The sequence below is a fragment of the Pseudomonas sp. MWU12-2345 genome (assembly GCF_023242385.1).
Classification (GTDB): domain Bacteria; phylum Pseudomonadota; class Gammaproteobacteria; order Pseudomonadales; family Pseudomonadaceae; genus Aquipseudomonas; species Aquipseudomonas gingeri_D.
In genome coordinates, this window is record NZ_JALLJA010000008.1 from 167844 (window position 1) to 180625 (window position 12782).

Annotated in this window: 13 protein-coding genes and 1 pseudogene; 8 read left to right on the plus strand and 6 right to left on the minus strand. The window is 58.6% G+C overall.

All coding sequences use genetic code 11. The annotated features are described in order from the left end of the window. Positions 1–4: 4 nt before the first annotated feature. The gene (locus M5C71_RS17655; protein WP_103496562.1) at positions 5–469 is read right to left on the minus strand and encodes a PAS domain-containing protein; all 465 of its coding nucleotides are present in this window, start codon (positions 467–469) and stop codon (positions 5–7) included. Between the two features lie 158 nt (positions 470–627). Between M5C71_RS17655 and M5C71_RS17660 the strand changes: the two genes are divergently transcribed. Continuing rightward, entirely contained in the window at positions 628–1080 is a 453-nt protein-coding gene (locus tag M5C71_RS17660; protein ID WP_152740037.1) for a flavodoxin, read from the plus strand. Here M5C71_RS17660 and M5C71_RS17665 read toward each other — a convergent pair. Then, positions 1064–1960, minus strand: a complete 897-nt coding sequence (locus M5C71_RS17665) for a LysR family transcriptional regulator (RefSeq protein WP_152740036.1) — start codon at positions 1958–1960, stop codon at positions 1064–1066. The genes M5C71_RS17660 and M5C71_RS17665 overlap by 17 nt on opposite strands. Before the next feature lie 97 nt (positions 1961–2057). Between M5C71_RS17665 and M5C71_RS17670 the strand changes: the two genes are divergently transcribed. From M5C71_RS17670 to M5C71_RS17685, 4 genes are all read left to right on the plus strand, one after another. After that, positions 2058–2444: a CidA/LrgA family protein gene (locus tag M5C71_RS17670; RefSeq protein WP_248768381.1), complete on the plus strand. Its 387-nt coding sequence runs from the start codon at positions 2058–2060 to the stop codon at positions 2442–2444. After that, positions 2434–3120 carry an LrgB family protein gene (locus tag M5C71_RS17675; protein WP_248768382.1) on the plus strand — a complete coding sequence of 229 codons (687 nt, stop codon included), beginning with the start codon at positions 2434–2436 and terminating at the stop codon, positions 3118–3120. The genes M5C71_RS17670 and M5C71_RS17675 overlap by 11 nt, the downstream gene beginning before the upstream one ends. 117 nt (positions 3121–3237) lie before the next feature. Then, positions 3238–4020 (plus strand): class II aldolase/adducin family protein, encoded by a 783-nt coding sequence (locus tag M5C71_RS17680; RefSeq protein WP_248768383.1) that lies wholly within the window; start codon positions 3238–3240, stop codon positions 4018–4020. 161 nt (positions 4021–4181) lie between these two features. Beyond that, the gene (locus M5C71_RS17685) at positions 4182–5093 is read left to right on the plus strand and encodes an SDR family oxidoreductase (RefSeq protein WP_248768384.1); all 912 of its coding nucleotides are present in this window, start codon (positions 4182–4184) and stop codon (positions 5091–5093) included. Positions 5094–5253: 160 nt separating this feature from the next. Here the strand turns inward: M5C71_RS17685 and M5C71_RS17690 are convergent, their stop codons facing one another. After that, positions 5254–6039, minus strand: a complete 786-nt coding sequence (locus M5C71_RS17690; protein ID WP_248768385.1) for an N-acetylmuramoyl-L-alanine amidase — start codon at positions 6037–6039, stop codon at positions 5254–5256. Between the two features lie 539 nt (positions 6040–6578). Here M5C71_RS17690 and M5C71_RS17695 point away from each other — a divergent pair. Next, positions 6579–8363 (plus strand): DUF1302 domain-containing protein, encoded by a 1785-nt coding sequence (locus tag M5C71_RS17695; protein ID WP_248768386.1) that lies wholly within the window; start codon positions 6579–6581, stop codon positions 8361–8363. A gap of 24 nt (positions 8364–8387) precedes the next feature. Further along, positions 8388–9755 (plus strand): DUF1329 domain-containing protein, encoded by a 1368-nt coding sequence (locus M5C71_RS17700; RefSeq protein ID WP_103496571.1) that lies wholly within the window; start codon positions 8388–8390, stop codon positions 9753–9755. A 78-nt stretch (positions 9756–9833) separates the two neighbouring features. Here M5C71_RS17700 and M5C71_RS17705 read toward each other — a convergent pair whose 3' ends face one another. From M5C71_RS17705 to M5C71_RS17715, 3 genes are read right to left on the minus strand one after another with little or no spacing between them, the layout of a single operon-like run. Further along, positions 9834–10784 carry an AEC family transporter gene (locus M5C71_RS17705; protein ID WP_248768387.1) on the minus strand — a complete coding sequence of 317 codons (951 nt, stop codon included), beginning with the start codon at positions 10782–10784 and terminating at the stop codon, positions 9834–9836. Positions 10785–10786: 2 nt separating this feature from the next. Continuing rightward, complete coding sequence (locus tag M5C71_RS17710) at positions 10787–11434, minus strand: SIS domain-containing protein (RefSeq protein WP_248768388.1); 648 nt, start codon at positions 11432–11434, stop codon at positions 10787–10789. 9 nt (positions 11435–11443) lie between these two features. Further along, positions 11444–12172: a hypothetical protein gene (locus tag M5C71_RS17715; protein WP_248768389.1), complete on the minus strand. Its 729-nt coding sequence runs from the start codon at positions 12170–12172 to the stop codon at positions 11444–11446. A gap of 402 nt (positions 12173–12574) precedes the next feature. On the opposite strand from M5C71_RS17715, the pseudogene M5C71_RS17720 reads away from it, so the two are divergent. After that, positions 12575–12707: pseudogene (locus tag M5C71_RS17720) on the plus strand (DUF1329 domain-containing protein); the annotation flags it as partial. Between the last annotated feature and the right edge of the window lie 75 nt (positions 12708–12782).

Here is a 12782-nt window from a genome sequence, read left to right on the forward strand (position 1 = left end):
TCGGTCATGGCTGGTTTGTGCCTGCCGCCTTGAGCGCCGCCAGTTGCGCCTGGACCTCGGCCAGTTGCGCTTCCAGCTGGGCCACCCGCTGCTGCGCCTTGACCTGCACCGTCACGTCTTTTTGCACGCCGACGAAGTAGGTCAGTTGGTCGCTTTCGTTGAACACCGGGGACAGCGACAGCTCGTTCCAGAAATGGCTGCCGTCCTTGCGGTAGTTACGCAGGATCTGCCGGCACGGCTTGCGGGTGTGCAGGGCTTCGCGGATCAGTTCCAGCGCCGGCTGGTCGCGGTCGCCCGACTGCAGGAAGCGACAGTCCTGATAGAGAATTTCTTCGTTGGTGTAACCGGTCAGGCGTTCGAACGCCGGGTTGGCGTAGATCAGGATATGGTCTTCGCCTTCCTGTTCGGACACCACGATGCCGTCGTTCGACGCGTCAATCACCATTTGCAGCAGTTTGGGATTTATCATTGTTCAACGCCCGCGCAATCCATTGACATGTCCGGCAAAGTTTAAGACATCGTCCTGAATAATCCATCCCATTTGCGAGCGGCGAGGGGCGGGTTTTGTGAGAAAGTCTCTCATCTGCTGGTATCCTGGGTTTTTTATCAAGCATCAGGATCAGATTGATGAAAGTCGCCATCCTTTCCGGCTCGGTCTACGGTACTGCCGAAGAAGTTGCCCGCCACGCTGAAAAAATCCTTCGCGAGGCCGGTTTCGAGGCCTGGCACAACCCGCGGGCGACCCTCGCCGATGTCCAGGCCTTTGCCCCGCAGGCCTTCCTGGCCGTGACCGCCACCACCGGCATGGGGGAGTTGCCGGACAATCTCCAACCTTTGTACAACGCCATCCGCGACCAGCTACCGGCGGCGTGGCGCGGCTTGCCGGGCGGGGTGATCGGCCTCGGTGATTCCAGCTACGGCGACACCTTCTGCGGCGGCGGCGAGCAAATGCGCGAGCTGTTTGCCGAGCTGGGCGTGCGCGAGGTGAAGGACATGCTGCGCCTGGATGCCAGCGAAAGCGTCACCCCGGAAACCGACGCCGAGCCCTGGCTGGCCGAATTTATCAGCGCGTTGCGCTGAGGCTGGGTCGCTCGCGCGCCAGCGCCAGCCAGGCCTGGGCGGCCTTGGACAGGTAGGCGCCGCGCCGCCAGACAAAGGCGATGTCCCAGCGCAGGTCGGTCGGTGAGCTCAAGGTCAGGCGCACCACCCCGGGCCGTATCAGCGAACGCGCGACCACGCTGGGCAACAACGCCACGCCTTGCCCGGCGGCCACCAGTGCGGCGAGAAAGTCCGCCTGGCCGCTGCGCCCGCTCTCCTTGGGGGTGAACCCGGCTCGCCGGCAGGCCTCCATCAACCGGTGGTTGAGTACGAAGCTGCGCTGGTACAGCAGAAACGGCGTATCGGCCAATTGTTCCAGGCGGATGGAGCCTTCCTCGGCCAGCGGATGATCGGTCGCCAGCAACACATCCAGGGGCTCATCGCAAAACGGCTGGTAGTCGAGTGCCGGATCGCTCGGCTTGAGGCCCGCCCCCAGTTCCAGCTCGCCGCTCAGCACCGCCGGCTCGATCGTCAGGCTACCGCCTTCAAGCAGGTGAATGCTGATATTGGGGTAGCGCCGTCGGTACTCGGCGAAGAGGCTGGCGAACAGGGCCTCGCCGCCCAGTTGCGGCAAACCCAGGCGCAGTTCACCGCGGGCCAGGTGGCTCAGGTCATCCAGTTCGCTGAGCAACTCGTTGCGCAGGCGCAACATGGCTTCGGCCCGTTGCATGACCACGCCGCCCGCCGCCGTCAGCAGGACCCGCGAGCCGTGGCGGTCGAGCAACGGCGTACCGAGGTCGTGTTCGAGCTGGGCGACCTGCTTGCTCACCGCCGACTGGCTGATGTGCAGGGTTTTCGCCGCCTGGGTGAAACCGCCTTGGCGGACCACCTCGATAAAGCTGCGCAGTTGCTTGAATTCCATGGCCTGATTCCAAAGTGGAATGGCTGCCAGTCTAACAATTCGCTTTTGGGATGGTAGTGACAACTTTAAAATCGGCTCCTTGAGAGGGCCGAATCCGATGAACCGTCCGTTGTTGAAAAAAACCTGCCGCCTGCTCGCCGAACTGGCCGTGTTGCTGGGGCTCTATCAGTTGGGCACGCTGTTCGCCGCCTGGAGCCACTGGCCGATTCCCGGCGGGGTGATCGGCCTGGCGCTGCTGTTGCTGGCCTTCGCCACCGGCCGGGTCAAGCCCGCCACCCTGCAACTGGGGGCCGGGCTGCTGATGGCGGAGATGTTGCTGTTCTTTATCCCGGCGGTGATGAGCCTGCTGGACTACGGCGCCATGGTTCGCCAGGACGGCTGGCGGATCCTCTTGGTGATTGGCGTCAGTACCCTGGCGGTGATGCTGGCGACGGCCTTTACCGTCGAGTTTGTCTGCCGCTGGAGCAGCCGTCGTGAAGCTTGAATGGATGTCCCTGTTCTGGCTGGGCCTGACTCTGGTGGCCTATGTGTTCAGCCGCTGGGTGTATGGGCGCACGGGCCGCTATCTGCTGTCGCCGCTGATCCTGGTGCCGTTCGTGCTGTTGGCGGTGGCGTTGCCGCTGCACACGGCGTACGCCGAATATTCGCGCGATACCCACTGGCTGATGCTGATCCTCGGGCCGGTCACCGTGGCCTTCGCGGTGCCGATCTGGCAGCAGCGGCAGATGCTGATGCGCCATGGCCCGGCATTGCTGCTGGGGATGCTCGCCGGTAGCGCAGCGTCCATCGGCACTTCCTACGGATTGGCCAGGGCGCTGTCGCTGGATAACAGCCTGGCCTTGTCGCTGGTGCCGCGCTCGATCACCACGCCCTTTGCCATGCCGCTGGCGCAGGACCTCGGCGGCATGCCGGAACTGACTGCGGTGTTCGTGATGGTCACCGGGGTGTTCGGGGCATTTCTCGGCGGGCTGCTGCTCAAGTGGTTGCCGTTGCGCAGCAGTCTGGCCCGCGGTGCGTTGTTCGGTGTGGGGGCCCACGGTGCAGGGGTCAGTCGCGCCCGTGAAGTCGGTGGCGAAGAGGGCTCGGTGGCGGGCCTGGTGATGGTGTTGACCGGTTTGCTGAACCTGTTTGCCGCACCGCTGTTGGCGGCAGTGATCTGATGACTCGCTGACCCGCTGAGTCATCAAGCTGGCTGGCAATGCGACTCCGTCGGGGTAACCGGCTGTTCTAGACTGGTCGGTACTAGAATAAAAACCGCAAACCCCGAGGTCAGTGCCGTGAACGCAGCCCCTGTTACCGCCGCACCCGATGTGAAGAACCAGGTCAGCGCCGCCGAATGGCAGACCCGCGTGGACCTGGCGGCCTGTTATCGCCTGGTGGCGATGCACGGCTGGGACGACCTGATCTTCACCCATATCTCGGCCAAGGTGCCGGGTACCGAGGATTTCCTGATCAACCCTTATGGGCTGATGTTCCACGAGATCACCGCGTCGAGCCTGGTCAAGGTCGACCAGGCCGGCAACAAGCTGTTGGACAGCCCCTACGAGATCAACCCGGCCGGCTACACCATCCACAGCGCTATCCATGAGGTGCGGCACGATGTGACCTGTGTGCTGCACACCCACACCGCCGCCGGTGTCGCGGTTTCGGCACAGCAGCAGGGCGTGTTGCCCATCAGCCAGCAATCGCTGTTCGTGCTGTCGAGCCTGGCCTATCACGCCTACGAAGGGGTGGCCCTCAACCATGAGGAGAAAGCGCGGTTGCAGGCCGATCTCGGCGAAAACAACTTTCTGATGCTGCACAACCACGGCCTGCTCACCTGTGGCTCGACCATCGCCGACACCTTCCTGATGATGTTCACCTTCCAGCGCGCCTGCGATATCCAGGTGCTGGCGCAAAATGGCGCGGCGCCGCTGATCGCCATCGAGCCGCAGATACTCGCCGGAGCCAAGGCCATGGTCGCCGCGGTCACCCGTAGCGCCCAGGGCATGGGCGGGGCGCTGGCCTGGCCGGCGCTGCTGCGCAAGCTGGACAAAGAGGACTCCGGGTTCCGGCTCTGAGGCCGCTGCTCGGCGTGCGTCAACAGGGACAGTCGCGGCCAGGGCCGGACTATCCCTCTGCCTTATCGCGTACCATTCAGCCCTGGCCGACTTTATTGTGACCAAAGGCCGGGTGTCAGACACTCGGCGTCTATTTCCATCGGCCCTGGCTGGAGTCCTGTATGAGTGAGTCTGTGCGCTTCGAAGATAAAGTGGTGATCGTCACTGGCGCTGGCGGCGGCCTGGGACGTGCCCATGCACTGCTGTTCGCCCGCCATGGGGCCAAAGTGGTGGTCAACGACCTCGGCGGCTCGGCCCACGGCGAAGGCGCCAATGCCTCGGCGGCGGACAAGGTGGTGGCCGAGATTCGCGAGGCCGGCGGTACCGCAGTGGCCAACCATGACTCGGTCACCGATGGCGACAAGATCGTGCAGAACGCCCTGGATGCCTTTGGTCGTATCGATGTGGTGGTGAACAACGCCGGCATCCTGCGGGACAAGACCTTCCTGAAAATGGAGGATGCCGACTGGGACCTGGTTTACCGGGTGCATGTCGAAGGTGCCTACAAAGTTACCCACGCTGCCTGGCCGCATATGCGTGAGCAAAACTATGGCCGGGTGATCTTCACCGCATCGACTTCCGGTATCTACGGCAATTTCGGCCAGTCCAACTATGGTATGGCCAAGCTTGGCCTGTATGGCCTGACCCGGACCCTGGCCATCGAGGGGCGCAAGAACAATATCCTGGTCAACGCCATTGCCCCGACGGGTGGCACGCGCATGACCGAAGGCCTTATTCCGCCGCAGGTCTTCGAGCTGCTCAAGCCGGAGCTGATCAGTCCGCTGGTAGTATTCCTCGGCAGTGAGCGGTGCGATGAAACATCCGGCCTGTTCGAAGTCGGTGGCGGCTGGATCGGCAAGACCCGCTGGGAGCGCAGCCTGGGCGCCGGCTTCGATCCGCACAATGGTTTTTCCGTGGAGGACGTGGCGGCCAGCTGGAAGCAGATCTGCGATTTCGACGGTGCCGTGCACCCGAAGGACACGCCTGAAGCCCTGCGGGAAATGATGGCGAATCTGCAGAAATACCTGGCCTGAAAACAGGGCTGCCTGACACAACGCAGCATCTGTAGGAGCTGGCTTGCCGGCGATAGCGGCCGCGAGGGCGATACAAGGCTCAAAGTCCTCATCGCCGGCAAACCGGCTCCTACAGGGGGGGGAATAACCGGACAGGGGCAAGCCCTGCACCGGTTTTGCCTCAGTTGGCCTGTATTGCCCCCGGGAAGTACTTCTCCACCAGTGCCGCGAGGATCGCCGCGGTCTCGGCATCCAGCACCCCATCGTAATTCTCCGCTCGGAAATGCAACTGGAAGGCCCTGACCAGTTGGTTGAACCCCGTTTGCGTGTCGGCTCCCATCACGTCATACCCGTACTTCTTGAACCGCTCCAAGGTTGTTTTCTGAGGGGGCAGGCCCGCGCGCAGATAGTGCTGCAGGTAGCGGTCGCGGGTGCTTTCGTCAAACCAGGCACCGATGCCCGACAGGTACAGATCGTGCCAGGGAAAGGCGGCTCCCGGATCACTCTTGCGGCTCCAGGCGATATCCGAATGTCCGACCACCTGGGTGGGCGTGATCTCGGGATAACGGGCGAGGATATTCAACGACAGCTGCTTGAGCGCCTCGATCTGCCGGGGCTCATAGGGCGGAAAATGAAACTGCCCCCCGCTGTCTGAAGCCAGGTTGACGATCTCGATGCCGATCGAGGTGTCGTTGAGCTGCGTTCTGCCAGCCCAGGCACTGGCGCCCGCATGCCAGGCGCGCTTGTCTTCGTCGACCAGATTGAAGATTTCCTGCTCCTTGAAACCAGCCTGGAGATAGCTCGGGTCGGTGACATCGGGCACCAGGTAATGGCTGCTGACCTGGGGGCCGGTGAGGGCCTTGACCGAGGCGGCGAAGTCGATGGCGGTGTAATGCAGCACCAGAAAGCGAACCCTGTCGTTGAAACCCCGGGTGCTGCGATAGGTGTTGTAATTGATCGATTTCATAAGCGACTCCTTCCCTATCCCGTGATGTTGTTGAGTGGAACAGGGTGAGTCGTGGTGTTGAGCCGGGATAGCGGCCGGGGTCTTTCCAGGTTGTAAGAAGGGTCCCTGGTTGCTTGTGAAGTTTCAGCGGTCCTGAAAGCCTGTCGTGACCTTGAATGACGCGGGCATAAAAAAAGCCACCGCAAACGCAGTGGCCAAGGGAAGACGTTCGATCAAGGAGTAAATCAACGTCAGTAAAGAGTAGATGACGATCATAATAAGGCGTTCGGTTTCGTTGAAACAGCCTGCTTTGCGACAATCACTGTTACCGTTGGAGTAACAGTCGTCTGCGCAAGTCACTACACCCGGAGCCGTTCCGGCGGCCCTCCATCCATATGCGCTATGACGCGTTATCCACAGGTTCGATGGCGCGCTGCAAAGCGCGTCGCAGGCACTCGTTCATCCTTTCGAGGTACAGCACGAATACCTCCTTGGTGCGCTTATCGCTCCCGTTGGTGGTGAGTAGGGTGAAGCCTTCTGTCACACACCGGGGAAGACGCATGACAAAAACAACAATGCGCGCCATCTTCACGCCGCAGGCTCTGGCCATCGCGGTTGCCATGGGCGTCAGTGCGCAGGCGCAGGCGGTTTCGTTCAATATCGGGGAAATCGAAGGCAAATTCGACTCATCCCTGTCGGCCGGCGTGAGCTGGGGCCTGCGCGATGCCGACAAGAGCCTGGTGGGGGTGCCCAACGGCGGTACCGGCCAGGCCTCCACCGGTGATGACGGACGCTTGAACTACAAGAAGGGCGAAGCCTTCTCGAAGATCATCAAGGGCATTCATGACCTGGAATTGAAGTACGGTGACACCGGCGTCTTCGTCCGGGGCAAGTACTGGTACGATTTCGCGACCGCCGACGAAAGCCAGGACTTCAAGGACATCAGCGATCACCATCGCGATGAAGCGGCTCGTTCGTCGGGCGCGCAGATCCTCGACGCCTTCATCTATCACAACTACTCCATCGCCGACCTGCCGGGCACTGTGCGCCTGGGCAAGCAGGTGGTCAGTTGGGGTGAAAGTACCTTTATCGGTAACTCGATCAACAGCATCAACCCCATCGACGTCTCGGCCTTCCGCCGGCCGGGTGCCGAGATCAAGGAAGGCCTGATCCCGGTCAATATGTTCTTCGCTTCCCAGAGCCTGACCGACCAACTGACGGTCGAAGGGTTCTACCAGTTGAACTGGGAAAACACCGTCGTCGACAACTGCGGCACCTTCTTCGGCAACGATGTGGTGCAACACGGTTGCAACAACAACTACACCGTCGGCAGCCCGGCGATCGCGCCGTTGCAACCGCTGGCCGCGGCGTTCGGCCAGGGCTTTCAGGTCACTCCGGAAGGTGTTGTGGTGCAGCGCGGCGATGACCGCGATGCCCGTGACGGTGGCCAATGGGGCATGGCCTTGCGCTGGCTGGGCAGCGACACCGAGTACGGCCTGTATTTCATGAACTACCACAGCCGAACCCCGACCGTCGGCACCACCACCGCCAGTGCCAGTACCATCACGGCGCTGGGCAGTATCCTGCCGCTGGCACCGGCACCGTTCCGTAGCGGCCTGGCGCAAAGCATCATGCTGGGACGCGGTCAGTACTATCTCGAGTACCCGGAAGACATCCGCCTCTACGGCGCCAGCTTCTCCACCACCTTGCCAACCGGTACGGCCTGGAGTGGCGAGATCAGCTATCGTCCCAACGCCCCGGTGCAGCTCAACACCACCGACCTGACCCTGGCACTGGTCAATCCGATTGCCGGTGGTGCTGCCTCACCGATCCAGACCAGCCCCGGTTCCGACAACCCCGGCTACCGCCGCAAGGAAATCACCCAGATACAAAGCACCCTCACGCAGTTCTTCGACCAGGTCCTGGGCGCCGAGCGCCTGACATTGGTGGGCGAGGCGGGGATGACCTACGTCGGCGGCCTGGAGACCAAGGACAAGCTGCGTTACGGGCGTGACTCGGTCTACGGTGCCTACGGCTTCCAGGGTGATACCAGCGGTTTCGTCACCGCCACCTCCTGGGGCTACCGTGCCCGGGCGATCCTCGACTACAGCAACGTGTTCGCCGGGATCAACCTCAAGCCGAACCTGTCCTGGTCCCATGACGTCAAGGGTTACGGCCCCAACGGCATCTTCAACCAGGGCGCCAAGGCGGTCAGCATCGGTGTGGACGCCGACTACCGCAACACCTACACCGCGAGCCTCAGCTTCACCGACTTTTTCGGTGGCAACTACAACACCCTGATTGACCGTGACTTCGTGGCGCTCAGCGTCGGCGCGAACTTCTGATCCAGGCTTGAGAAGGACAACTTTATGCGCAAGATGATTTTGCAATGTGGCGCCCTGGCCCTGAGCCTGCTGGCCGCCAACGTCATGGCGGCGGTTTCCCCGGAGGAAGCGGCCAAGCTGGGCACCAGCCTGACCGCCATCGGCGCGGAAAAGGCCGGCAATGCCGACGGCTCGATCCCGGCCTACACCGGCGGTATCCCGAAAAATGCCGGTGCGGTGGACAGTAAAGGTTTCCTGGCCGACCCATTCGCCAATGAAAAACCCTTGTTCATCATCACCGCGGCCACCGCCGAGCAGTACAAGGCCAAGCTTTCCGAAGGCCAGCTCGCTATGTTCAAGCGCTATCCGCAGACCTACAAGATCCCGGTCTATCCGACTCACCGCACGGTGGTCCTGCCGGACGCGGTTCTCGAGGCGGCCAAGCGCAGCGCCTTGAATGTCACGACGATCAATGACGGCAACGGCCTGGCGAACTTCACCGGCAACCGCTACTACGCCTTCCCGATTCCGAAGACCGGCGTGGAAGTGCTGTGGAACCACATCACCCGCTACCACGGTGGCAACCTGCGTCGCACCATCACCCAGGCCACGCCGCAGACCGACGGTTCCTTCACCCCGATCACCTTCGAGGAAGAAGCCGCCGTGCCGTCGGAGATCCCCGACCTGGGGCCGGACAAGGGCGCCAACGTGCTGACCTTCTTCAAGCAGGAAGTCACCGCGCCGGCGCGCCTGGCAGGCAACGTGCTGCTGGTGCACGAAACCCTCGACCAGGTGAAGGAACCGCGTCTGGCCTGGATCTACAACGCCGGCCAGCGCCGTGTACGTCGCGCCCCGCAAGTCGCCTATGACGGCCCGGGTACCGCCGCTGACGGCCTGCGCACCTCGGACAACTTCGACATGTTCTCCGGCGCGCCGGACCGTTACGATTGGAAACTGATCGGCAAGAAGGAGATGTACATCCCCTACAACAGCTACAAGCTCGACTCGCCGACCCTCAAGTACACCGACATCATCAAGGCCGGTCATATCAACCAGGACCTGACCCGCTACGAGCTGCACCGGGTCTGGGAAATCGAGGGCACGGTCAAGCCGAGCGAGCGGCATATCTATGCCAAGCGCCATATGTACCTCGACGAAGACAGCTGGCAGGTCGCGCTGGTGGATCACTACGACGGTCGCGGCCAACTGTGGCGGGTGGCCGAAGGTCATGCGCAGTTCTACTACGACCACCAGGTGCCGGCTTATACCGTTGAAACCCTGTATGACCTGATTGCCGGGCGTTACATCGCCCTGGGCATGAAGAACGAAGAGAAGCACAGCTTCCAGTTCGGCTTTGTCGGCAAGGCGGCGGACTACACGCCGGCGGCGCTGCGGGCGAGCGGGGTTCGCTAAAGCTTGTCCCGAGCCTTCAGCAGTCGAGCAGACCGGCGTCTCTTGACTGCTGAAGGTGGCTAAAGCGTGAGCTCGTCATTAAAGAATAAAGGCGATGAGGTTAATTGAAAAAAAGGAAATCGCTGTCGTTCCGATCAGGATAATGTTGAATTTTTGAGCGCTAAAATTATAGGTTTTCGCAAGAATGAATGTGTTTTTGGGTGATGGCATGGCGGAGATCAATACGACGGCAAGAAGCAAGGGGGTTGATAGGTTAAAGATGTATTTTCCGATGAAGAACGACAGGGCCGGATGCGCAACGCTTTTGATAAAGATGCCTGATATGATTTCGTAGGTTTCTTTGCGATTTATTTTTTGTACTTGATCGCCGTAGCAGGAGGCCCCCAAAGCAAGCAGCGCTATAGGTGCAGCGGTGTTGGCAATCATCTGAAGTGTGTGTGTGATGAATGTTTCATTCTGGGCAAAAGAGGGGGAGACTTTTGACAAGATGAAGCCAAGCAGGGCGGATAGGATCAGGGGGTTTTTAATTGAAGTGGAAATGATGTTTCTTAATGAGGGTAGCTGGAAGACATATTTATTTGAGGGCGCTTCTATCGTCAGTATGGCCAGGGAAGTGAGTATGGCAGATTGAAAAAAAATGATGGGAGCTACCAAGCTGGAGTTGCCAAATAATAGTATGAATATGGGAGCCGCCAGGAAGGCGGTATTTGTTTGTCCGATGGCAATGAAGTTGAAGCCTATCTCGGAAATTTTGGTGTTGAAGACGCTTTTATAGACGAGCACTATGAGGATCCATAGCAGCAGGATGCTTAGCGCGTAGCTTTGCAGGTAACTCGAAATTTCTGGAGTATTTGCGTCGTCGGCTGCTGAGGTAGCCAAGAATATTTCTACGGGCAGTGCAACGTAAAATACGTATTCGCTGAATATCTCCGGAAAATGACTTTTTATAAGTTTTGTCCTGGCGAGAATGTAGCCTGTGATAATTAGGCAGAAAACCGAAAGGGTGGAATGGATCGAGAGTGTTAACATACTCATGTCCTTGGTATAGGTGGAGTGGGGGTGATTGTGTTACCTGGGTCGGTGGCGATCAGAGTGCGACCGAGTGCCCCGGCCGGATGGTTTCTCAGAAAATCAGATTGTGTAAATCCGCGCATCTGCATGACGACTATTGCCAGAGCATCTCCTAACGCTAACGTAGCGTTGCTGCTTGCGGTGGGGGCGAGGTTGTGAGGGCAAGCCTCTCTGCGTACGGACAATGCTATATGCACGTTCGTTTTTTCAGCCAGCGACGATCCTGGATTTCCAGTAATGGAAATGGTCTTTACATCTCTGTTTTTCAGGCAGGGTATAAGTGATATCAGCTCTTCAGTTTCACCACTGTAAGAAATTAACAGGACGACGTCATTTTGGGTGATTGCCCCCATGTCGCCATGTCTGGCCTCGACGGGGTGCATGAAAAAACTGGGTGTTCCTGTCGAAGAAAGTGTAGCGGCTATTTTATTTCCAATATGCCCACTTTTCCCTACGCCCAAGAGTATGACGTGGCCTGTGCATTTATAGATAAGTTCGATAGCTTCGGCAAATCCACTGCTGTCGAGTTTGAGTGAGGTTTCGAACAGGGCTTCGGCTTCGAGTGTTAATATGTTGCGGCCTGATGCAATGATCTGTTTGCGTTCCATGTCGATGACCTATTTTTTTAAGGCGGGCAGAATCTTGATTTGGTTTCGTTCAACGTTAGGGTCACGAATGGTAAGGCTGCCATTGCTGTAGAATGCTTTGTCGTAAAAAGTTACAAAAAGACTGTTCCTGTCGTATTGGTATTGCGGTGTGTGTTTTACGCCGTGCCAACTGTTTTCGGAACGCATGAAAGCAAAAGCTTTGTTGGGAACATATTCTATGGTTTTGAAGTTGACGAATTTTCCGTTGCTTTTCTCATAAAGTTTAAGTCCTGAGTCGATGTGAGAGGTGTCCACTGGTAAGTACCAGCCAAAGGTGATGGCTTTTTCCTCTATGTCTGTGTGAGGGGGAAGGTGGAAGCCTGCTTGGTCCCGATAGAGGTGCGGGTAAGGGATGAGATCAGTCGTGAGATTGAATTTTTCCAGTAGAGTGGTTGCGAATCTGTTACTGCAGAATATCTCGACGAGGTGTCCTGCAATCGGGCAGTTGCCAAAGGAACGTGTGACGTCCTGATGGGGGGTTTCAAATGATAGGGACATTTCAAAACGAGTCGGCTTGCCGTTGAGAAAAGTATCCTTATGTGGCAAGGGTTTGTAGTGTTCGATGTCGGGGAGATGGGATATGAATTTTTTATATAGAGCGTTTGGGATGAGCTCGTCGAGCTCGAAAAAGCTGAAAGGGCTGGAAGCCAGGGAAGCTCCAGAGATTTTTTCCTCTATTGTTTTGGAGAGCTCAAACATAAGTGTATTACCTATTTGAATAAGTTTTGCTCGAGTGTTTCTTGGCGCAATGCGAAAGTATTTTTTATAAATGCAGGTGTCAATGTTTTACGTTGCGGTGTTTTAGTTTTTGAGAACGCTGTTTTTGAGAGCGTGTTGTTTTTTTATTAAGTTGCTTCTTTGTTTTGTGTGGGGGCTTTCTTACGTGGTGATATGTTTGCGAGATAGGTGGTTGTTTTTAACAGGGAGTGATTTTTGTGAGTGTGAGGAGATTGGCGAGATTAGATATTTTTGTATGACCGTTCCTACGGAGTGATTTTTTCTTTAAATGTGATGCGCATCACATTTTTTTGGTGTGGTCATCCGTATTTCAATAGCCATCTGAGCCGTCTTGGGCAGTAGGGCATGTTTATGAGTGTTGATAAGGAGCCCACCGCGCCGACGCTCTTGGCGGGCAACGTGCTGCTGGTGCACCAAACCCTCGACCAGGGGAAGGAGCCGCGCTTGGCCGGCCTACAACGCCGGCCAGCACTGCGTGCGTCGCGCCCCGCAAGTCACCTAGACAGGCACAACGTGACCGGGGTCATCGCCACAGTGCGTTGACCCCTTTTTTTGTTTGGGCCTGCGGTCA

Excerpts from the sequence above, each read along its gene's own strand:
- M5C71_RS17655 (WP_103496562.1), bottom strand. The coding sequence starts at position 469 with ATGATAAATCCCAAACTGCTGCAAATGGTGATTGACGCGTCGAACGAC.
- M5C71_RS17660 (WP_152740037.1), top strand. The coding sequence starts at position 628 with ATGAAAGTCGCCATCCTTTCCGGCTCGGTCTACGGTACTGCCGAAGAA.
- M5C71_RS17665 (WP_152740036.1), bottom strand. The coding sequence starts at position 1,960 with ATGGAATTCAAGCAACTGCGCAGCTTTATCGAGGTGGTCCGCCAAGGC.
- M5C71_RS17670 (WP_248768381.1), top strand. The coding sequence starts at position 2,058 with ATGAACCGTCCGTTGTTGAAAAAAACCTGCCGCCTGCTCGCCGAACTG.
- M5C71_RS17685 (WP_248768384.1), top strand. The coding sequence starts at position 4,182 with ATGAGTGAGTCTGTGCGCTTCGAAGATAAAGTGGTGATCGTCACTGGC.
- M5C71_RS17690 (WP_248768385.1), bottom strand. The coding sequence starts at position 6,039 with ATGAAATCGATCAATTACAACACCTATCGCAGCACCCGGGGTTTCAAC.
- M5C71_RS17695 (WP_248768386.1), top strand. The coding sequence starts at position 6,579 with ATGACAAAAACAACAATGCGCGCCATCTTCACGCCGCAGGCTCTGGCC.
- M5C71_RS17700 (WP_103496571.1), top strand. The coding sequence starts at position 8,388 with ATGCGCAAGATGATTTTGCAATGTGGCGCCCTGGCCCTGAGCCTGCTG.
- M5C71_RS17705 (WP_248768387.1), bottom strand. The coding sequence starts at position 10,784 with ATGTTAACACTCTCGATCCATTCCACCCTTTCGGTTTTCTGCCTAATT.
- M5C71_RS17710 (WP_248768388.1), bottom strand. The coding sequence starts at position 11,434 with ATGGAACGCAAACAGATCATTGCATCAGGCCGCAACATATTAACACTC.
- M5C71_RS17715 (WP_248768389.1), bottom strand. The coding sequence starts at position 12,172 with ATGTTTGAGCTCTCCAAAACAATAGAGGAAAAAATCTCTGGAGCTTCC.